This window comes from Spirochaetota bacterium (assembly GCA_034190085.1).
GTDB lineage: Bacteria > Spirochaetota > UBA4802 > UBA4802 > JAFGDQ01 > JAXHTS01.
In genome coordinates, this window is the sequence record JAXHTS010000058.1 from 13,749 (window position 1) to 36,080 (window position 22,332).

Consider the following 22,332-nt stretch of genomic DNA (forward strand, 5'->3'; position numbering starts at 1 on the left):
TATTAGCGCAAGATATGCATTAGAATAAAGGTCTAATAGCTAATTAATCGGCGGTTTTTCCTCATCAAGATTATTAAAATCTATGATATTAAGATTAATTTTTCCAAAAAATCTAAAGTCTATTCCAGGGGGATCAACTCCATAGACATTCATTGTATAGAATAGATCAAAGATTTTATTATAGGTATATATATTATAGTCAAACCTCAATCTATTTAGCGCATTCTTTTTCTTAAGATAAAAGATATGCGCATCCTGATGATAGTAATCATTGTTATACCAGAATTGATAAGAGAGGTTGATCTTTTTGGTAAAGCTATACCCCAGGAGAAGGCTTGCAGCGCTTCCATAGGATGAGGCTCTAAAGTTTTGTGAGAAAGTGCTTAGATAGTATTCCATCTCCACGAAGACGCCACTAAATCTAAAGCCAATCAGAGGTGAAGTGACTATATCCTGTTCTATTCTTAATGGATGGGAATCCTTGTGTAACTGTCCGCCCCTGTGGTGATAATGATTGTAAAATTTATAATAGATGTTTTTGAATAAATAGTGCTCAAATAATACTCCTGTAATGAATTCCTCGGGATGTTCCTCTGTATCAAACTCGAGCCAATCAAGATATGAAATTAGATTAAATGTTTTTCTATGTAAGGTAAACTCTATTCCAGATGACACAGGTCTCTCAGTAAAGAATAGAAACTCATTATAGATTGAATTTGGAAATTTGAAGAGATTTTCATAATTCCCTATCCCGAACTCTGAGCCTTCCCATGGACGGAGGAGGGCGCCCATGTATGGGTAGATTTTTTTTGGAGCGCTATCCTCATCAAACTGTACATAGATATGTTTATACCATCCACCTATTATCAAATCTATATAAATTGTTTTTATTAAAAGATTTGGGATGAAGATATGCCCAATATTTGATTGACCTGGATATGGCGAATCATCATACTCAAGATTAGATAAATCAAAATATTGCTTCAGATTTAATGATAAAGATTCAATATTTTCAGGCACACCTATTTCAGAATATAGGCTATTGTGTATAATAAGAGATGAGAGAAAAAAAAACATAGTAATGACACGCTTCAAGCTTGTACCTCTCAACAACTGATTTTGTTTTGGGAAAATTGATTATTTAGCTCTTTTCAAATTAGATTAACCTACATATTTGGCATGATAAGTCAAGTATGGTTTCAAGAATTCTGTAAAATATTGATTGCAAACAATGATTACAATATTAGATCTTATCATTTGGCAGAATAAACTGTTTGACAAAACTGGGGCATGAAAATACAAATGATTGAATTATAGTATATACTATTATGCCAAATGAGTTTTTTTGTTTGAAGAGTATAAGTAAATAGAATTTGGAGGATCAATGGAGAGGAATCTCGCACTTGAGGTTGTAAGAGTAACTGAGGCAGCGGCTCTACTTGCAGGCAGATACATGGGTAGGGGAGATGCATCCTTGGCTAGTCGATCAGCCTTAGATGCCATGAAGAAGATCATATCCTCAGTAGCGATAAAGGGGACCATCATTTGCGGAAAAGTCGATTCTGATGAAGATTCCATGATAAAGGAGATATGTATAGATAATGAGAACGGAATAGAGGTGGATGTTTTGATTGATCCTGTAGATGGCAGAACTACCTGTGCAAGTGGTGGGCGTAACGCAATATCAGCGATTTCTATTGCAGAGAAAGGCTCCTTCTTTGATGCTCCGCGAATATATATGGAAAAGATTGCTGTTGGAGCAGAAGCCAAGGGAGCCATTGATATTACCGAATCACCAGCCATTAATATTAAGAGGGTGGCTCGCGCAATGAATAAGTATATTGATGATGTGACTGTCTGCATATTGGAACGGCCACGACATAAAGAACTCATTGAAGCTGTAAGAGGCGTAGGAGCCAGAATAATGCTTATCAGGGATGGAGATGTATCTGGGGCAGTGGCTGCTGCGATGAGTGAAAAACAGATTGATATTCTAATGGGTGTGGGCGGTGCGATGGAGGGGATTATGGCTGCTGCTGCCATTAAATGCCTTGGGGGAGATATTCAGGCAAGATTTGTATATAGAGATGATGAAGATAGAAAAAGGGTTCAACAAATGGGCGAAGAGGATCTTGATAGAATATATTTTCTAAGCGATCTTGTAAAGGGGGATAATATCATGTTTTCAGCCACAGGCGTTACAGACGGAGAATTGCTATTTGGTGTTCGTTTCTATGCGGGCGGGGCTGAAACTAACTCAATTGTCATGAGATCAAAGACACATACTCTTAGATTTATTACTGCCAGGCACCAATTTGATTATAAACCAATGTATTGATAGAGGAGTGTTCCCTCGATTATAGCGATTTTTATTATAGGTGTGAATTTACACCTCAGATTAGGAGAATAATATGGAAGTGATTAAGGATATTATTCAGCAGAATCCTTATACTGCAATTGGCGTGGCTATTGTTGCTACATTTATTGGCGGCATGCTATTCCGCAAGTTAAAACTATTTGCAATCATATTGGTATTAATTGCATCGGTAATATTATATTTCACATTTTATTTTAGAATTATAGAGAAAGAAAACATCGATAACATTAAAAGAAAAGTAAAAAATAGATTGGCTGAAGATCTAATGGAGAAGTGACAGATATTTTATAATAACCTTCAATGTATGAGAGACCGAGTTTGAAGCTAAGTTTAGTAAAAGAGAATAACATTGAATTTCAGGTATCAGAAACAGCGAGTTCAATCCCTCCGTCAGGAATACGAGAATTTTTTGATTTAGTCTATTCCACACCTGATTGTATCTCGCTGGGTGTGGGAGAGCCGGATTTTGTCACACCTTGGAGGATATCCGAGGCTGGCATACATGCCATCAAGGATGGATATACGCATTATACCCCAAATAGGGGATTGCCGGAGCTGATCTCTCTTATATCCGATCATCTCCAGAAAATGCTCGATGTGAAATATGATTCCTGTAGTGAAATAATTGTGACAAATGGCGTTAGTCAGGGATTGGATCTCGCTCTGCGCAGCATTTTAAATCCGGGAGATGAGGTTATTATATTTGACCCTTGCTATGTCTCCTATCCCGCAAATGTAAGCCTATTATACGGCAAACCCGTGATTGTCCCAACCTACTTTAATGAGAAATTCAGAATAAATTTGCAGAGATTGGAAAAAGCCATAACCCCGCGAACCAAGGCAATCCTATTAAATTATCCAGCCAATCCCACAGGAGCGACTATTGATAGAGATACCCTTGAGATGATATCAACCCTTGCCTGCAGCAATAATCTCTTAATAATCTCTGATGAGGTATATTCTGAATTAACATTTGAGAAAGAGCACGATTCCATAATATCAATTCCCGGGATGAGGGATAGGGTGATATATCTTAACGGATTCTCCAAATCTTTAGCAATGACAGGATGGAGGCTGGGTTATGTAGCAGGCCCTGGATCGCTTATAGATGTAATGTTAAAGATTCATCAATATACAGCCCTATGCGCACCTTCCATATCTCAGTATGCTGCTATTGAGGCAATGCACAATTCCGAAAAGGATATTAGTAGAATGAGGTCAGAATATCTACTACGAAGGAATTTTATTGTTAACAGATTCAACGAGCTGGGGCTTCCATGTCATTCCCCGGATGGAGCAATTTACGTTTTCCCTGATTTGAGTAAGACAGGTATGACTTCTAGTGACTTTGCTCTCGCATTATTCAAATCTGAAAAGGTTGCTGTTGTGCCTGGGATTGCATTTGGAGAATCAGGTGAAAACCATATTAGATGTTCCTTTGCTACCTCATTGGATAACATAAAGGAAGCAATGAGAAGAATTGAAAGATTCCTGAAGAGAAAGTCTCCCCATGTCCATACTAATAGACGGATTTAACCTGATCTATAAATTCCCTGAACTAGAAGAGTTGATGTATAATGACAGGCTTGTGGATGCAAGAAAGGGATTGCTCCAAAAGCTTAAAGAGTATGTAAAAATCACTGGATCCCATATTCGGGTTGTATTTGATGGGAAAAAGGAGATGGGCCTTGATATTAGAAGCGAAAGATTTGGAACAATCGATGTCTATTACTCCCTTGATTATTCCGCGGATTTTCTCATTAAGGAGTTTGTTAAAAAGGATATAAATCCCAGGATGGTTACTGTTGTAACATCAGATAAAGATATCATATCCTTTGTTACACGATATAGGGCAAAAGTACAGACCAGCGATAAATTTGCTGAGTATATCAATACAAAAATTGAGAAACACCTTGAAGCACAGATACCTGAGAAGGAGGAGAATCCCATATTGAGTGAGGAGGAGTTATTGTTTTGGGAAGGGCTATTCCAGAAGGGAAATAGTAAGGATCTTCAGGAAAGATGATTTGAGGTGTCTGCATATAGGCTGTTAGAATTTTTTGGTTTTCATTATGAGGAAGATATTCAGTATCATTGTAATTCTATCTGTGTTGCCTTAATATAAGATTAGAAATAATTATTCCTCACTATTTAAATTCTCATCAAAGAAGCGCATCATCTCCGGTAGCATCCCTTTCCAAAATTTCCAATCATGTAGTTTATATTTTTTTTCATGATATTCAAATTTGTATCCTTCATCGTTTTTTTTCTGTAGCTGTTTTAACCTGATTGCGAAAAGCCTTGATTGCTCATAATTTGTCCTCCAATCCTTTGTCCCATGGGCAATAAAAATTGAGGTCTCTTTCAGATTTACAGCCATGTCGAGAATATTGTCATCCTTTTTCCAACGTTCACTGTATTCATCATAAGCGCCATATAGGGATGTGAGCAATTCATCATTAGTCATGGATAGATTGTCGTAAGAACCGGATAAACCTGCTGCAGCGCCAAAAATTTCTGGATAATTGCATGCGATCAGTATTGATCCACGTCCTCCTCTGGAATATCCTAATATGCCGGTTTTGTTTTTATCCAGTGCAATCAGAAATTGATCCCTTAAAAAGGGGATGAGTTTTTCGGCTATCCATGCTCCCCCTGGAATACCGTTCCACCTGTTGGTTGTCTCTGGATAGTATCTTAGCTCATAGAGGGTGGTTTTCATATCCGGACATACGAGAATAAAATTGTAAGTATCGGCATAGTTCTCTATATCGGTATTCGTCTCCCAGTCATGCATATTCTTATTATATCCATGCAGACAGATGAGTACCCTGTATTCCTTCCCCTTTGAATAGCTCTTGGGAAAATATATTTGAATTGGTACATCTTTTTTTTCACCAAAATAAACATATTCTATTTTCAGATCCTGCAACCAGTTCCCGGATATAATTTTCGCCTTATATTGAAATTGCTGTGAAGCGCAGGCCTGAAGGGCTATTAATAGCATTATACAAAAAATATATTTTGTGAACATCCTCATAATTATATCTCGTTTTAGAACAATATTATTGTATTATAAAATCCTGAATAGATTGTCAGATTATTACCATTTTTAGCAATAAGTCAAATCATTTTATATATTAAATATAAAATGATGGATTATGTCGTAATAAATTTTTCGGATATGCCTGCATTTTATATGAAAAATGCTGGGAAATAGTAATGTGTAATGCAAACTAACAAGATGATGAACTGATCATATTCATCATTTGAATTTTAATCATTATAAATAATTCTTGATTTTCTCTTCTTATCTTGTTACCCAATAATGGTTGTTATATCAACTCGATTGAAATAGAAGTGTTTTATTGGTTATTCTTGATTGATGATGAAGATAGTAAAAATAAAATATCTGATTTATATATATATTTTATCTCTTCTTATTATTGGAGTATTTGGTTTTTTCGGGAATAATAATAATGTTGAGATTAGTTATGCCTTAAAGTATTTCAGCAGAAATGATCTTGATGTTGGGAGGTCTTATTTTTTATTTGGCATGATCCCATCTACAGTTTCTAACATTATCGGGGTATTACTGTTGTTATACATTGCTGCCAATGGACACCATTCCCGGTTCTCTGCCTATCTGTCCACAAGGTATAAGTCTGACCTATTACAGGTTAGTATTTCCTTTGCATATATTCTATCAATTTTAGCTTGCATCAATTTCCCCTTTGCTCTCTTAACAGGTTTTATTAGAAAGGATATATTCGGCCTAATGAATACAGACCTATTCACATGGTTAGCAAGATATTTTTCAGCAACTCTAATCTATTTATTACTGATATGTGTATCTTTGTCAATCCTTGCAATTGTAATAATTAAAACTAAACGGTTTATTATACATATCCCTATAGCCTTTTTCATATTAAGCCTAATATTTACAATAATTTATCCTCGTCTCATAACACCGATATTCTACAATTCCACAAAACTGCCTGACAATGAATTGAGGATCAAGATAAATAGACTAATAAATAGATCTGACATTGATATTGAGGATATTTATGTATTAAATAAAAGTAGATACAGCTCAGCAATTAATGCATACATGACTGGAATCGGCGCTGATCGAAGAATATACTTATACGATACGCTTGTAAATAATTTTGAGGCTGAGGAGATATTGTCAGTAATCGGACATGAACTCTGCCATTATATAGAAGAGCATATGTTATTAGGCATAGCCCTTGGTACTGTCGGTATCATAATCGCATTGCCGCTCTTAAATATATTATCCACCTACTTTACTGGTAAAGACCTTAAATGCATTATGCGGCCGGAAGGCCATCCTTTCTTATTGATATTGTTGATATTTATCATTTTTATAAGCAAGCCAATAGGGAATAACGTATCCAGGGAAATGGAGAGACGGGCTGATGAATATACGATCAATATTACCGAAAATCCGGATACCTTTATAAGGATGAAGACGCGTATGACGAGAATTAATAGATCCTATATTTTGCCAAATCCATTATTTGTATGGTTTTATTATACCCATCCTCCCATATTGGAGAGAATAAGGATTGCTGAAAAATATAAGCAATTGTAATCTGTCAATAAATGGTATGCTTGGATTATAAGTTAAATCAAATAAGCGGGAGGTTTTTATGTCAACTCATACACAGGAAAAGACATTTGTGATACCCAATATCTCATGTGAGCATTGTGTGAAGGCTATTGAGGATGAACTGAGCCGAATTGATGGAGTCTCAAGGGTAGTGGGAGATTCTGAAAAGAAATCGATAGCAGTTGAATGGGGTATGCCTGCCAACCTGGATCAGATTAAGGAAACACTAAGGGAAATAAACTATCCGGCTGAAGACTAAGGGAAGAGCAAATGTCAGAGATGCGAGTAAACCTGCCCATTATAGGAATGACTTGTGCGAATTGTGCGATGAATATTGAGAGAGCAGTAAGAAAGCTTTCTGGGATTAAGGAGGTGAATGTTAATTTTGCCACAGAGCAGGCATCTATTGCTTATGATTCGCAACAGATTGGAATAGATGGTATCATTGCCAAGATTGCTGATGCTGGTTTTGGTGTGGTGACATCCAGCGTGGAATTGATAGTAACTGGGATGACATGTGTGAATTGTGCTGTGACCATTGAGAGGACCTTAATGAAAAGGGTTATGGGGGTGATAAAGGCATCTGTAAACTTTGCTACTGAGACTGTATTTATTCAATATATTCCATCCATTACAACAGTTAATGAGATTATCGCTGCTATTGAAAAGGCTGGTTATGGAGCTATTCCCCTAAATGAAGGGATTGAAGGGGAGGATGCAGAATCCCTAGCGCGTAAGGGTGAAATAAAAAGTCAAACCCGCAAATTTTTCCTTGGGATTCTTTTTACAATTCCACTTTTCATCTTGAGCATGGGAAGAGATTTTGGAATATTGGGGGCATGGTCCTATTCTGAATGGGTAAACTGGCTATTCCTGTTTTTAGCAACTCCTGTTCAATTTTACACAGGATGGGATTTTTACACAGGTGGATGGAAGAGCATCAGGAATGGTAGCGCTAATATGGATGTGTTGGTGGCTATGGGATCATCAGTTGCATATATATACTCTTTTGCATTGATGCTCTATCCCTTGCTCGGAGAACATGTATATTTTGAGACTTCGGCTGTCATTATTACATTGATTAAGTTGGGAAAGATGCTGGAATCGAGAACCAAGGGCAGAACCGGTGGCGCTATCCGAAGGTTGATGGAATTGCGTCCCAAAACAGCTTCAATCCTGAAGGAAGGGGAGGAGGAGGAGGTCCCAATCTCTCAAGTAGGAGTAGGCGATATTGTCGTTGTTCGTCCCGGTGACAGCCTGCCTGTGGATGGTGTGATCATTGAGGGAGATTCGGCCATTGATGAATCCATGATGACCGGAGAGCCGATTCCAGTGGATAAGGGGGTAGGTGATAGGGTTTCTGGTGGAACCATTAACCAGTATGGGTTTCTAAGGATCGAATCTGTCAGGGTGGGACGGGATACGGCCCTGTCACAGATCATTCGGATGGTACAAGAGGCTCAGGGGAGCAAGGCTCCCATTCAGGCAATAACGGATCGGATTGCCGCTATATTTGTGCCTTTAGTAATTATTATTGCATTATTGACATTTTTGCTGTGGTGGGTGATTGGTGGAGAATTTGTGCCAGCAATGATAAGACTCGTTGCCGTGCTCGTTATCGCCTGCCCGTGCGCTCTTGGATTGGCAACGCCAACGGCTGTTATGAGCGGTACTGGGAAGGGTGCAGAGAGGGGTCTGCTTTTCAAGAACAGCGAGGCTCTGGAGATGGCCGCAAAGCTGGAAACGGTTGTGCTCGATAAGACCGGTACCATTACTGTCGGCAAACCTGCTGTCGTGGATATTATTCCGCTTGATCCTGGTATAAGCGATGAAGGGTATCTTCTAAAACTAGCGGCATCGGTGGAGAGGGGTTCCGAGCATCCATTGGGGCGGGCAATTGTATCAGAGGCAGAGAATCGGGGAATTTCTCTCTATGATCCAGAGGGATTCCAGGCATCCAGTGGTCTTGGAGTTCAGGCAAAAGTAAACGGGAGGGTTGTCATTGCTGGAAAGCCGGACTGGTTTAATGAGTTGGATGTAAATATTAGTGTGGCTGAGAAGGTTATTCATGCTCTTCAGGATGAGGGGAAGACTGTAATCATTGTGGTCATTGAGAGAGACCCTGCGGGACTAATAGCGGTTGCTGATAGGCTGAAGCCTGATTCCAGGGAGGCTGTTTCTGATCTTCAGAGGCACGGATTAAAGGTGGTTATGCTGACGGGTGATAATATCAAGACTGCGGATTCCATGGCTGTGCAAGTTAACATAAATGAGGTTATCTCAGATGTTCGTCCAGAAGATAAATCCTCAATAATAAAGGACCTTCAAGACAGGGGACAAAGGGTGGGGATGGTAGGCGATGGCATCAATGATTCCCCTGCACTGGCACAGGCAGATGTGGGCATGGCAATAGGCACCGGCACTGATGTCGCTATAGAGACTGCTGATATCGTACTTGCAAGCGGCAGCCTTAAGGGCGTGTCATGGGCAATCCAACTAAGCAGGGCTACTATGAGGATCATTAAACAGAATCTGTTTTGGGCATTTTTTTATAATTTAGCGCTGATACCCGTCGCAGCGGGCGCTTTGTATCCCTTTGAGATGCTTCCTGGATTTCTGAGACATCTACATCCGATGCTGGCCGCCTTTGCCATGTCAATGAGCAGCATAACGGTCGTTACCAACAGCCTCAGATTGTACAGGGTAAGGTTCGATAGCTGATGACTGTGAGAAAGTATGATTATAGATTAAAAGAGACAACCGGTACGTTGTGCAGAAGCATCAAGATGATGCAGTCAGATAATGTAATTTAATTTAAAATTTATCATTAATTCCAAGTGGCAGAATTTGTAAACGAGTTAAACAAAGTGAGATATGAATTATGATTAATATTGAAGAAGAAATATTGCGCCTCATTATGGATGCTGATGACTATATCTCTGGCGAGTCGGTCGCTGATAGACTAAGCATATCTAGATCGGCAGTATGGAAGCATATCCGAAAGATGAGGAGGGAAGGATTCCGAATCGATGCTAATCCAAGATCGGGTTATCGTTTAGTTTCATGTCCTGATATTCTAAAGCCGGTGTTGATCAAGAATAATCTAAACACAAACCTTTTTGGCAATGACATCGTTTATTATATTAAGACTGAATCTACAAACACTATCGCCAATAATCTGGCAATAGATGGAGCAGAGGAGGGTACGGTTGTTATAGCTGAGGAGCAGACAAAGGGGAGGGGCAGGCTGGATAGGAGCTGGCTATCCCCAGCATATAAGAATATTTTAATGTCTGTAATCTTTCGGCCAAATATTGAGCCTTTAAAGGTATTTAATCTGACCATGCTTTCTTCACTTTCAGTTGTCAAGGCTATCGAAAGCACTACTAATATAAAGGCGCAGATTAAGTGGCCAAACGATGTATATATAGAAAACAAAAAGGTAGGAGGAATACTTACAGAATTGAATGCGGAGCAGGATAGGATTAACTTCGCGATTGTTGGAATAGGGCTTAACGTCAATTTTGATTCTTCCAGGTATTCTGAGATCAAGGATATTGCCACAAGCATATCCAATGTAGCAGGTCGGCCGGTTTCAAGAATTAGCCTGCTTCAATCCGTCCTTCAGGAACTTGAGGAGAGTTATAAGTTGCTAAAGGCTGGCAAGGTTGATCTGATTCGGAGGGATTGGAATAAGCACTCATTAGTGATAGGCAAACCCGTGCGGATTATATCCTTTGATAAAATTGAAGAGGGTATTGCTGAATCAGTGGACGGTGATGGATGCCTTATCCTTAGAGACAATATGGGTAAGAGGAAGAAGATATTGAGCGGTGACGTGTCCTTAAGGCTGAAGGAATAGTTATTATGATATATCTTATTGATAGAGGAGTCTGTGTCAATGATCAAGGGCTGAAATGAATTTCGTTGTACTCATATTTTTTTCGTTCTTTTGTAAACCTCATATGCTTAAATGGTTGACAATAAGCCGCGCTCTTCACATATTGTTATGAAATTTTAGCTTTAGGTAGGATTTTGATATGCTAAGTGTTCTCTCGAAACTAACAGAAAAAGTATTGAAGGGTGATGATCTCTCATTTGAAGAGGTGGCGCCATTAGTTGAGATTACAAAACAGTGTGACATCGTAACCCTAATCAATTTTGCAAACATCATCCGTGATGAATTTAAGGGCGCTAATATTGAGACCTGCGCCATAATGAATGCAAAATCAGGAAGGTGCAGTGAAGACTGTGTATTCTGCTCTCAATCTGCTCACCATCACACACAGATCGATAGGTATCCTTTGTCAAACATTGAAGACATTATAGAGAAGGCAAAGGAGGCCAAAGCATTTGGGGCAGACAGATTTAGCGTTGTTACCAGCGGAAGGGATATTCATGGCAAAACTGATTTAGAATCTATATGCAAAGCTATTGAAGACATCTCCCAGACGATAGAGATTGGAAGGTGCGCATCCTTGGGAACACTAACAAAAGATAGTGCAAGGAGCCTGCGGATGGCAGGACTGGAACGATATCATCACAATCTTGAAACATCAAGGAGTTTTTTCCCAAAGATATGCTCAACCCATTCTTTTGAAGATAGGGTGGATACGATAGGAATAGCAAAAGAGGCTGGATTTTCAGTTTGTGCTGGCGGGATATTTGGACTTGGTGAGAGCCCTCTCCAGAGGATCGAAATGGCCTTTGATCTAAAGGAGTTGGATGTTGATTCTATCCCATTAAATTTTTTAAATCCTATTCCAGGTACTCCCTTGGAGGATAGTATACCTATCCCGCCAATGGAAATATTAAAGACCCTGGCAATTTATAGATTTATTCATCCACAAATGGATATAAGGGTATGTGGAGGAAGATATAAGAACCTGAGAGGCATTCAGGCTCTTATGTATCTTGCTGGTATAAATGCAGTGATGATTGGCAATTATCTTACAACACCAGGTTGTGATCCAGCAGAAGATCTACAATTGATCAAGGATTTAATGCTGACTCCCCGTAAGAGCGGAAAGCATCTGACTGAATAATAAGATAGGCTAACAGTCATTTATGTTTGTTATAAGAATGAGAGTGATTGTATCAAAATTTAATAACGGAGAAGAGTATGTTGGATGAGAGTAGAAATTTACAATTGGAAAGGGATGATAAGCAATATGTATGGCACCCCTTTACCCAGATGAAGGATTATCTTAAGGAAAAACCACTGATCATTGAAAAAGGGGAGGGCTCATACCTTTGGGATATATATGGGAATAGATATTTGGATGGCATATCCTCTCTCTGGGTAACCATTCATGGACATTGCCGTAAGGAGATAGATGAAGCAATAATAGATCAGGTTAAAAGGGTATCCCATTCTACGCTTCTTGGATTATCTCACCCCTCTGTCATAGAGCTATCGAGACGGCTGGTGGAGATTACACCTGAGAGATTAAATAAGGTTTTTTATTCAGATGCTGGTGCCACTGCAGTTGAGATTGCCTTGAAAATGGCATTTCAATATTGGATGCAGAGACCAGGTGGATCACATGTTAGGAAGAAGTATATTATACTTCGAAATGCCTATCATGGAGATACCATAGGCGCGGTTAGCGTTGGAGGGATTGATCTCTTTCACAGGATTTATGAACCACTGCTTTTTGAAGTAATCAAGGTTGAATCTCCATATTGTTATCGTTGTAGTCTGGGGAAGGAGTTTTCTTCCTGTAATATAGCATGTCTTGCCCATTTAGAGGATACTATTAAAAAACATCATCATGAGACATCGGCTCTAATCATTGAACCTATTGTGCAGGGCGCGGCTGGCATGCTTGTATTTCCACAGGGTTATCTGAGAAGGGCAAGAGAACTCTGTACAAGATATGGAATCTTAATGATAGCTGATGAGGTCGCAGTGGGATTTGGAAGGACTGGACGGATGTTCGCATGTGAACATGAGGATGTAAGACCGGACATTATGACATTAGGGAAGGGTATCACAGGCGGTTATCTTCCATTAGCAGCTACAGTTACAACTGATGAAATATATGATGCATTTTTGGGGGAATTCGATGAGTTCAAAACCTTTTATCATGGGCACACCTATACCGGGAATCCATTAGCGTGCAGAGCAGCCTTGGCTAGTCTGGATATTTTTACAAATGATGACATCCTTAATAAGCTCAAGGTGAAGATTGATTTTCTTAAATGTGCCTTAAAGAGATTTAATGAGTTGAAGCATGTGGGGGATATACGACAATTTGGCTTTATGGTAGGGATAGAACTCGTCTTTGACAAAAATTCAAAAGAATCATACCATCCAGGGGATAAGATGGGCATTAGGGTTATTATGGAGGCTAGGAAGAGAGGGGTTATAATTAGACCTCTTGGCGATGTGATTATACTTATGCCCCCCTTAAGCATTGAAATGGATGAATTGGAAGAATTGATTTATGTTGTATTTGATTCAATTAGGGTTGCGACAGAAAACTAATCATATTATTGTATTTGTTCATGGTTTTTGGAAGGACGTGTTTTTATTTATTGATATAATCCTTACCTATAGGTTAACGAATGTGATAATAGAAAATAGCTGGAGCGATTGTATATGAATTCGAGATTGGATCAGCTTTTGCGCAAAGAGATTGAAAAGCTAAAAGGAGCGGAGCTTTATAGAATCCTCAAAAGGATTGAAAGCCCTATGAATCCAACAGTAGTAATAGAAGGCAGGGAACTAATCCTTTTTTCATCCAACAATTACTTGGGATTGGCTACTCATCCGAAATTGAAGGAGGCTAGCCTTCATGCCCTGAATCGATATGGCACAGGATCAGGTGCATCCCGTCTAATCTCTGGTAATATGGATATCCACGAAGAGCTTGAGAGGAGGATAGCACAATTTAAAAATTGTGAAGCGGCAATTGTATTCCCTACTGGATATATGGCTAATATAGGCTTAATCACTTCTCTTGCAGGCAAGGGGGATCTTATCCTGAGCGATGAGTTGAATCACGCCAGCATCATTGATGGATGCAGGTTGAGCGGGGCTGATATACAAATCTATCCCCATAAGGATGCTAAGGCCTTATGGCATATGTTATCAGAGGATGATGAAGCATTTGTGGATGAAGTAAATAGGAAGAGAATTATTATTACTGACGGTGTTTTCAGCATGGATGGAGATATCGCCTCCCTTCCTGATATATTAAGGGTTGCCGAAGAGTATGACGCGTTTGTAATCGTGGATGATGCTCATTCAACTGGAGTGTTAGGCGAAGGCGGAAGGGGAACAGCGGAGCACTATAATATAAGTAATAGCGAGAATCTGATACAGATGGGGACTTTCAGCAAGGCCTTGGGTGGTATGGGTGGATTTGTCGCGGGTAGTGAAGTGCTGATAGATTATCTGAAAAACAGGGCTAGATGCTTTGTCTATTCCACAGCTTTACCTCCATCGGTTTGCGCATCCTCTATTGCGGCTATCGATCTAATAGACTCTGAACCAGGGATAAGGCAATCCCTATGGAGAAATGTTGGCATGCTGATTAGGGGATTGCATGACTTAGGATATGATACAATGGGGAGCCAAACCCACATTGTGCCTATTCTTATCAGGGATACAGGTCAAACTATGAAATTTGCTCAAGCCTTGATTGACGCTGGGATCTATGCTCCGGGAATACGCCCGCCTACAGTTCCTGAAAAAATGAGCAGAATAAGGGTAAGCTTGATGGCCTCACACAATGATGAACACATAAACAGGGCCTTAACTGTTTTTCAAGACGTTGGTCGAAGACTATCTATAATTTAGAGGGAGATGTAAAATGAGTAATGGTATGTTTATTACTGGCACTGACACTGATGTTGGCAAAACCATTGTTGCTGCTGGGTTTGCATGCGCGATTAAAGCAAGAGGCATGGATGTAGGTGTGATGAAGCCTGTTGCTACAGGAGCGGCTAGGATCAGGGATGAACTCATATCCGATGATGTTAGGTTTCTTGTTGAGTCAATAAAGTGTGTTGATGAAATTACTAATATTAATCCCATTACTCTGGAATTACCCCTATCGCCTCTCGTTGCATCAAGGCTGGAGAAGAGAGAAATTGATATAGGTAAAATAAGGGAAGCCTATGGTATGCTTTGCGCTAGACATGACTATGTGGTGGTTGAAGGTATTGGGGGCATTTTAGTTCCCATACTCGAGGACTACTATGTGACGGATTTGATTAGGGAGCTGGATTTGCCAGTCATCATAGTAACAAGACCATCTCTTGGTACGATTAATCAAACGCTTTTAACAGTTAGAGAGGCAATGAGGAATGGCATTGAGGTTAGGGGGGTTATTATCAGCGGGTATGATGAAATAAATGCTGGTATAGCGGAGAGGACTAATCCAGAGATATTGAAGGAAATATCCGATATTCCCCTCTTGGGAATTTTGCCTTATGATCATGAGGTGGATGTCTCTGCATGTAAGACTGGAAATATAGAAGAGCTATTCATAAAGAATATAGATTTAGACATAATACTGGAATAAAAGAGGGCAAAAATCACAACCCTAATGTGAATACTTTTCTGCTTGACCAGCGTTTTTGTATGATATATATTTAAATAGTGAAATGGAGGGTATGGCGGTATTATTAAGCTGATATCCAGTCTTGAAAGGGCTCCATCACGATTTTAAGTTAATAGTAATATTATTACAAGTGAACATTTAATTCTTACTCGTTTTAAATATACTACTAAATACTGAATAATTAGTTCTGTATTTTGCACAATGATAATGAAAGAGATTGATGTATAGTTACTAATGGATATGCTATGAAATAGGTATATCATATATAAGTCTTAGAAATAAATAGAAGTTCTTACCTTAATCAATATGGTAAGTATAATCTGCCTCTTCCATTTCAACTTCCCTTTTGTCTAACTTTTGCGTGAATTAATAGTATTGTTAGTGTCCATGCTAGACAATGGTATGCTATTATGTATTTTACATACATATAGTTAATGAATAGGAAATCGCTATGTTACTCAAAATGACACAGTTGGATATCAACTATATTAGACCGGACAGTTTTTTCATTTACAATATATATTCTGAGAATGGCGAAAAGCTGCATGATGCTAGAACCCCACTTTCATCAAGTAAGATCAAATCTATTAGGGAGGCATATGGGAATTATGTATATATTGACAAAAATGAGGTAAATGTTAACGAAATGGAGCCTGCTATTCCTGAAGAGAAGCTGTGTCTCATTCGTGACAAAACAAAGAGTATTTTGGAAGAAGTTGAGTCAATAGGGGTGTTAAGCAAAGCCACGTATAGAGAGGCGGTTGAGACGGTAGAGACGATTTTAGATGAGCTTAATAAAACAAAATATAATGTGATTAATCTTCTAAAAGACCTAAAATCATATGAAGAGTATACCTATAGCCATTCTGTTAATGTGGGAATATTAGTCGCTGTCTTTGCGCAAAAGCACGGTCTTTTTTCTCAGGATGAACTGAAAAATTTAACGCTTGGAGCATATCTGCACGATATTGGTAAAATGAAGATAGACCTGAATATTATCAACAAAAAAGGCAAGTTGAGTAAAAGAGAGATGTTAGAGATGAAGAGACATCCTCAACTTGGATATGAGATTATAAAGAGGAATGGGGAACGAAATCCGATTGTCCAGCAATCAATTCTGTTTCATCATGAAAAATTCCAAGAGGATGGATATTATGGATTACCTTATAATAATCTGCCTGTATTTTCAAAGATAATTTCAATTTGTGATATATTTGATGCATTAACATCAAAAAGACCTTATAGGGATGCCTTATCCACCTCTGATGCGCTAAAGTCGATTGTAAATTCCATAAATTTTCATTTTGATTATAATTTTGTGAGCAATTTTATCAATAAAATGGAATCACTCTTGAGTAATAACCTGTCAACCTACGCGGTAGGTGACATCTGTGAATTGAATTCTCAGGAACTCGCTTTGATTAAAGAACTTGGTACTAAGGACCTCTTAAAACCAAAGGTTTTGGTTTTTTGCAGGTTTTCAAAAGATAAAAGAGGGATGGTTGCTAAGTTTTATGAAGAACCATTTGAACTGGATATATTTGAAGATCCTGTTAGAATAATAACAAAGTTAATATGTAATGGTCATCATTTGAATATAATAAAGGAGAGGCTTAAGGAGAGAAAAATTATATAAAACAGCAATTTTATCTTTCTAAAGTTCCTCTCACTTTCTACAATTTCAGTACACACCCAACGTATCACCATATCAGAATTTCTCCATTTTTTTACACATTGAAGTTTCTTGGAAGTTACGATTAATTTTCATCGCGCTTTAAAAAAACCGATTAAAATCTATCATAAGTTATAATATCATAACTTCAATACCAAATATTATGCCACTACTGTCTATTTCAAAATCACCGTCCTTAGCATATGCATAATCATATAGAATAAAAGCTTTTAATCCTTTTATGACAGTAATTTGATCATTAATATCATAGGCCATACCAGAAATTTTCAGCCTAAAACCATGGTCATTAGCAGAATAAACATCAAATTGCATTTTGTGGTACATAATTCCAAAATTTAGAATAAAAGCCATTTCTTTATTCAACCAGAATGCAAAACCAGGTAGTATTCCGTATGAATATCTAATTAATGCAGAAGTATTTGTAGGGTTATCAAAACCCGAGAAATGATTAATTTCACCGACTATATTAGTGTTGATCCATTATAATGGAAAGATATCCATAAATAAATGACATCCCAAATTGCAATATAAAGTAGCTTCATATTGTCCCGAGCTTTTTTCTAGGTTGTATTGTTTCATATCATCAGAGCAAATATTATAGCCTGTTTCAATTCCAAATCCTAAAGAAAATATGTCTATTTCATTCTCATTCATTTCTTGAGCATTAGAGATTTTTGAAAGCGTTGTTAAAATAAATATTATGAAAATTATGTATCTCATATTTACTCCTCCTATGATAATTTGTAATAGTAAGATAATATCTGACACTCCTCATAATTTTGTTTTGCGAAAACTGACACTTATTCCCCCCGGGGGGAATAAGTGTCAGTTTTATTATCGAAATGTTAGATATTATCTAAACTATTACATATATTCATTAGTGTAGAATGAAACCACACCATTAGCTTCAAACACGACTCTGCGAGATTCACCGGTTGAATTAGGTGTCTCTAACCATCCACCAATCCCACCGCTGCTTTCAATCCATATCCAATATCCAACAATGCTTTCAACCTTTCCTCGTCTGATTCAGTGGATGTTGTAATGCGTTATGACGATAAATAAAAATACAATAGCAATTCTTAATTTATTAACTTATTCATAGATGAGCTTCCATAGGAAGCTGTATCACTATATATATGCATAGTGGTTTTTCAAATCAAGAAATGCAATAACAAATTATGTTTTCAAGAATCATTTCAGCACTTAGTCCTTCTATACTAAAGTTAGTCATGTTGAGAATTATACTTATTCAATTAAAATCATTTATTTCTGGATAGACTCAATTCCCCCTCTCTTAGAGAATCCATAATAATATGGATTTACTCATAAACGTAACTTATCAATAATTTTTTTATTGTCTCGTTTATATATTATTTTATAATCTGACACAAATAATATTGGTTTGAGTTACTTAGATTGAACGCTATTACAATTAGAAATCTATCCAAGGTTTATGCTAACGGAACTGTTGCCCTGAAGAATATAGATTTAGATGTGGCTGCCGGCGATTTTTTTGCCTTATTAGGCGCTAATGGCGCTGGCAAGACAACTATGATTGGCATTCTAATTGGGCTTGTGAACAAAACATCAGGCAAAGTTGAAATTTTTGGCAATGATCTGGATAATAGACATCGTAGAGCAAAAATTAGAAAGAGTATTGGTGTTGTCCCTCAAGAGATTAATTTTAGTATCTTTGAAAAGGTGAATGATATTTTGGTCATCCAGGCTGGATATTTTGGCATCAGCAGGAGGATGGCGATTGCTGAATCAGAGATTATTCTTAAAAAACTCGGGTTATGGGAAATGCGCCATATGCAATCCAGAACCTTATCAGGAGGTATGAAGCGCCGTTTGTTGATTGCCAGAGCCCTGATCCATAGACCAAAACTACTTATACTAGATGAGCCGACTGCGGGTGTTGATGTTGAACTTAGACACAGCATGTGGGATTATTTACGCGAACTGAACCAAAATGGCACTACAATCCTGCTGACAACGCATTATCTGGAAGAGGTTGAGCAGATGTGCCGTAATGCAGCAATCATTAAAAGTGGAGAAATCATCCATCATGATAGTGTTGGTCATCTCATACAATCGCTGGATAAAGTTACTTATGTGATCACAGTAAAACAGATGAAACCGCTGGATAATGTCCAGAATCTAAATTTTGTAATTGTTGATGATAACTCTATTGAGATTGAATTGGATAGGAATGAGTCTATAAATGATTATATTATTCAACTATCCAATTTGGGGATTTATGTTACTGATATACGACCTAAAGAGAATCGATTGGAGAAGATGTTTTTAAATACACTTAAAGATTAGCATTTATTAGAGATAATAGTGAAGAGGACAACTCCTAAAGCTTGAGACCCTAATATTATTATTGATTAAGATCAGCACATTGGATTGTAATGGCTATTTATAATCGGATTTCATAGATTAAGAGGTTAACTCTGAATGAGTTTAGGTGAACAGATTATCGCCCTTGTGACTATATTAAGAAGGGAAGTAATTCGTCTAATACGGATATGGATGCAGACATTATTGCCGCCTGTGATAACACAAACCCTGTATTTTATAATCTTTGGAAAATTTATTGGCTCTCGAATTGGAGATATACATGGTATAAGCTATATGTCATTTATTGTACCAGGGCTTGTCATGATGGCGGTTATCAATGGGTCATATGTGAATGTGGTCAGCTCATTCTTCAGCTCAAAATTTCAGAGAAGTATTGAGGAGTTGTTGGTGTCACCCACACCCAATTGGGTCATCATAGGGGGATTTGTCTTTGGCGGGGTGTTGCGCGGATTATTTGTCGGAGCCATTGTTTTTGCTATATCAGTATTTTTCACTCAACCGAGTATCTATAATATTAATATCATAGCCCTCTTTATCTTACTAACCTCAATCGTCTTTGCCTTAGGCGGATTGTTAAATGGAATACTTGCCATGAAGTTTGATGATGTGTCTATTTTCCCAACCTTTGTTCTGACTCCATTGATTTATCTGGGAGGGATATTCTATTCTATTCACAGTCTTCCGGAATTTTGGCAGAGGTTATCTCGGCTAAATCCGATTTTGTATATGGTTAATGGATTTAGATATGGATTTCATGGGTTTTCTGATGTGAATGTTATAACAAGCGTTGTGATTTTACTTCTTTTTGCGGTAATTTTTACGAGCATTAATCTGTTTTTATTATCAAAGGGAATAAGATTAAGGTCTTGAGTAATGACAGATATGAACATGAATGGCAAATCACTGTAACGAAATAATTGTTTATGTATATATATGTCTATAAAAATATATCTTTAATTGGTAAGTTAGGATGTTACCTCATTTTTTTGAGCAGGATTTAGAAATTCAATCAAATATAACAGGGAGTTATTATGGTTGTCATTGGAGGAAGGGCTCATAACATTGAAGAGATACATGAGGTGGGAAATCTTGAGTATCCCTATGCTGAGATATCTTTGGATGATCCGGAGGAGGTCTCTCGGCAATTGGATGAGTTATTGGAATTAAAGAAGAAGTACCATATCTATTATCTTGCCCACTATCCCAATGAGGGTAATCCTGTTGATACAAAGGCTTTAGAAGAGAGGTTTATACCGAAGATGAAAAGGCTTATTGAGCTTTCCAGGGAGCTATATATTCATAAGGGCACAATTCACTTCTGGATGGATAAGAGATGGGCAGAACCATCGCTCATATCAGCAAAGATTAAACTCTTATCGGGGTTGGTAGAATATGCGAAGCAGAACAAGGTGGTGCTATGCATTGAAAATCTAACTGAAGGTTATGAGAGCTTTTCTACAGCCTTTGACGCAATCCCAGACCTCAGAATGACCATGGATATAGGTCATGGAGAATTGCTATCAAAAGAAAACACCTCCTTCGGCTTCATGCAAAACGTATTTCATAAGATTGATCACATACATGTTAATGACAATCATGGCGGCACAAGCGTAAAGGATGATCTTCATCTTGCTCTGGGCGATGGGATAGTCGATTATCCTAGTATATTATCCATGCTGAAGGGGAAAAACTATAATTCTACTATTACTATGGAAGTTAAGCCATCCGATATGCCTCGAACCATGTCACTTCTTGAGAAGCATATCTATTAAGAATTGCTTATACTCCATTTCGAATATTCAATTTAGGGAATAAAGCTTTCACCTTAAGGCCAAGTAGCATCGTTATTGATTATGACTATTGCTTATTGTTGTCACAAATAATTATACAATTCATGGGTTCAACTTGACTTTTTTAATATCTTTGATAATCTCATCCCTATCAATAATGATTGTGGAGGAAGAGTTATGATATTGTTAAATAGATTATGTTTGCTAACATCTCTTTTGTGCTTTGTGGCCTTGGATATCTCTCTTTATGCCGAGAGTAAGGAAATGAAATTGAGTCAACATAAAAATGAGGACAAAGCGACAGCAAGCGAAACAACTATTAAGCCGGATACTAAAATTATAATCGAAGATTTAAAAAATGATGAAGGCATAAAGGGTATCAGGTCGACATTTTTAGTAAAAGCTAGGCTTAAGGATGTGTGGAAATGGATTCGGGACGTTGACTACTTGCCTGAGTTGTTCCCTGCTGTAAAGAAAGTGACATTGGTTCAGCAGGTCAGTGCAAATACTATTATATGGGAATACCAATTTGAATCTGCCATGGGCAAAAAGGTGCTTAATGTTAAGCGTTCAATAGATGATGATAATTATCAGGTAAAATGGAAACGCACTAAGGGAGACATGAAGTATTATGCAGGTGGATGGAATATTAAATCATCCCAAAAGTATTCCGGTTGGGTTGAGGTGCAATATTCAAATTTCATAAATGCCGGTACTTTTATTCCATATTTCCTCGTTAAGAGAAATAGCAAAAAGAATGCGGAAGTGATGGTGCATAGACTGCGTGAATTTGTAGGTGAAGGTGTCCCGCTTCAATGAAATGGGACTTTTATAATAAAAATTAAGATAGTAATTTATTTCGATTTTTTCATTGAATCTTCATATCCGTTTTATAT

General features: G+C 37.8%; 21 protein-coding genes. 17 read left to right on the plus strand and 4 right to left on the minus strand.

The annotated features are described in order from the left end of the window. Nucleotides 1-39 precede the first annotated feature (39 nt). Nucleotides 40-1,095, minus strand: coding sequence for a hypothetical protein (locus SVZ03_11615; protein MDY6934850.1), 1,056 nt, complete (start codon nt 1,093-1,095; stop codon nt 40-42). A gap of 289 nt (nt 1,096-1,384) precedes the next feature. Between SVZ03_11615 and glpX the strand changes: the two genes are divergently transcribed. From glpX to SVZ03_11635, 4 genes are all read left to right on the plus strand, one after another. Then, entirely contained in the window at nt 1,385-2,338 is a 954-nt protein-coding gene (glpX, locus tag SVZ03_11620; protein ID MDY6934851.1) for a class II fructose-bisphosphatase, read from the plus strand. A gap of 73 nt (nt 2,339-2,411) precedes the next feature. Next, complete coding sequence (locus tag SVZ03_11625) at nt 2,412-2,654, plus strand: hypothetical protein (GenBank protein ID MDY6934852.1); 243 nt, start codon at nt 2,412-2,414, stop codon at nt 2,652-2,654. Between the two features lie 41 nt (nt 2,655-2,695). Next, the gene (locus SVZ03_11630; GenBank protein MDY6934853.1) at nt 2,696-3,913 is read left to right on the plus strand and encodes an aminotransferase class I/II-fold pyridoxal phosphate-dependent enzyme; all 1,218 of its coding nucleotides are present in this window, start codon (nt 2,696-2,698) and stop codon (nt 3,911-3,913) included. After that, nucleotides 3,888-4,403 carry an NYN domain-containing protein gene (locus SVZ03_11635; protein ID MDY6934854.1) on the plus strand — a complete coding sequence of 172 codons (516 nt, stop codon included), beginning with the start codon at nt 3,888-3,890 and terminating at the stop codon, nt 4,401-4,403. The genes SVZ03_11630 and SVZ03_11635 overlap by 26 nt, the downstream gene beginning before the upstream one ends. Before the next feature lie 111 nt (nt 4,404-4,514). On the opposite strand, the gene SVZ03_11640 is transcribed toward SVZ03_11635, so the two are convergent. Further along, entirely contained in the window at nt 4,515-5,417 is a 903-nt protein-coding gene (locus SVZ03_11640) for an alpha/beta hydrolase-fold protein (GenBank protein ID MDY6934855.1), read from the minus strand. A 345-nt stretch (nt 5,418-5,762) separates the two neighbouring features. On the opposite strand from SVZ03_11640, the gene SVZ03_11645 reads away from it, so the two are divergent. From SVZ03_11645 to SVZ03_11685, 9 genes are all read left to right on the plus strand, one after another. After that, nucleotides 5,763-6,992, plus strand: coding sequence for a M48 family metalloprotease (locus tag SVZ03_11645; GenBank protein ID MDY6934856.1), 1,230 nt, complete (start codon nt 5,763-5,765; stop codon nt 6,990-6,992). A 58-nt stretch (nt 6,993-7,050) separates the two neighbouring features. After that, nucleotides 7,051-7,269 carry a cation transporter gene (locus SVZ03_11650; protein ID MDY6934857.1) on the plus strand — a complete coding sequence of 73 codons (219 nt, stop codon included), beginning with the start codon at nt 7,051-7,053 and terminating at the stop codon, nt 7,267-7,269. A gap of 11 nt (nt 7,270-7,280) precedes the next feature. Beyond that, a complete protein-coding gene (locus SVZ03_11655; GenBank protein ID MDY6934858.1) occupies nt 7,281-9,731 on the plus strand; it encodes a heavy metal translocating P-type ATPase in 2,451 nt (816 codons plus the stop codon). 160 nt (nt 9,732-9,891) lie between these two features. Beyond that, the gene (locus SVZ03_11660) at nt 9,892-10,872 is read left to right on the plus strand and encodes a biotin--[acetyl-CoA-carboxylase] ligase (protein ID MDY6934859.1); all 981 of its coding nucleotides are present in this window, start codon (nt 9,892-9,894) and stop codon (nt 10,870-10,872) included. A gap of 178 nt (nt 10,873-11,050) precedes the next feature. Further along, nucleotides 11,051-12,055, plus strand: a complete 1,005-nt coding sequence (bioB, locus tag SVZ03_11665) for a biotin synthase BioB (GenBank protein ID MDY6934860.1) — start codon at nt 11,051-11,053, stop codon at nt 12,053-12,055. A gap of 77 nt (nt 12,056-12,132) precedes the next feature. Further along, a complete protein-coding gene (gene bioA / locus SVZ03_11670; GenBank protein ID MDY6934861.1) occupies nt 12,133-13,500 on the plus strand; it encodes an adenosylmethionine--8-amino-7-oxononanoate transaminase in 1,368 nt (455 codons plus the stop codon). Between the two features lie 114 nt (nt 13,501-13,614). Beyond that, complete coding sequence (bioF, locus tag SVZ03_11675; GenBank protein MDY6934862.1) at nt 13,615-14,817, plus strand: 8-amino-7-oxononanoate synthase; 1,203 nt, start codon at nt 13,615-13,617, stop codon at nt 14,815-14,817. A 13-nt stretch (nt 14,818-14,830) separates the two neighbouring features. Then, complete coding sequence (bioD, locus tag SVZ03_11680) at nt 14,831-15,544, plus strand: dethiobiotin synthase (protein ID MDY6934863.1); 714 nt, start codon at nt 14,831-14,833, stop codon at nt 15,542-15,544. Between the two features lie 490 nt (nt 15,545-16,034). Then, on the plus strand, nt 16,035-17,219 hold the full coding sequence (locus tag SVZ03_11685) for an HD domain-containing protein (GenBank protein ID MDY6934864.1): 1,185 nt from the start codon (nt 16,035-16,037) through the stop codon (nt 17,217-17,219). Nucleotides 17,220-17,387: 168 nt separating this feature from the next. On the opposite strand, the gene SVZ03_11690 is transcribed toward SVZ03_11685, so the two are convergent. Continuing rightward, on the minus strand, nt 17,388-17,639 hold the full coding sequence (locus tag SVZ03_11690; GenBank protein ID MDY6934865.1) for a hypothetical protein: 252 nt from the start codon (nt 17,637-17,639) through the stop codon (nt 17,388-17,390). A gap of 117 nt (nt 17,640-17,756) precedes the next feature. Beyond that, nucleotides 17,757-17,996: a hypothetical protein gene (locus SVZ03_11695; protein MDY6934866.1), complete on the minus strand. Its 240-nt coding sequence runs from the start codon at nt 17,994-17,996 to the stop codon at nt 17,757-17,759. A gap of 699 nt (nt 17,997-18,695) precedes the next feature. Between SVZ03_11695 and SVZ03_11700 the strand changes: the two genes are divergently transcribed. The 4 genes from SVZ03_11700 to SVZ03_11715 all read left to right on the plus strand — a co-directional run bounded on the left by SVZ03_11700 (nt 18,696) and on the right by SVZ03_11715 (nt 22,255). Further along, nucleotides 18,696-19,607, plus strand: coding sequence for an ABC transporter ATP-binding protein (locus SVZ03_11700; protein ID MDY6934867.1), 912 nt, complete (start codon nt 18,696-18,698; stop codon nt 19,605-19,607). Nucleotides 19,608-19,742: 135 nt separating this feature from the next. Next, complete coding sequence (locus SVZ03_11705; protein ID MDY6934868.1) at nt 19,743-20,516, plus strand: ABC transporter permease; 774 nt, start codon at nt 19,743-19,745, stop codon at nt 20,514-20,516. Nucleotides 20,517-20,677: 161 nt separating this feature from the next. After that, a complete protein-coding gene (locus SVZ03_11710; protein MDY6934869.1) occupies nt 20,678-21,418 on the plus strand; it encodes a sugar phosphate isomerase/epimerase in 741 nt (246 codons plus the stop codon). Between the two features lie 195 nt (nt 21,419-21,613). After that, entirely contained in the window at nt 21,614-22,255 is a 642-nt protein-coding gene (locus tag SVZ03_11715) for an SRPBCC family protein (GenBank protein MDY6934870.1), read from the plus strand. Nucleotides 22,256-22,332 lie beyond the last annotated feature (77 nt).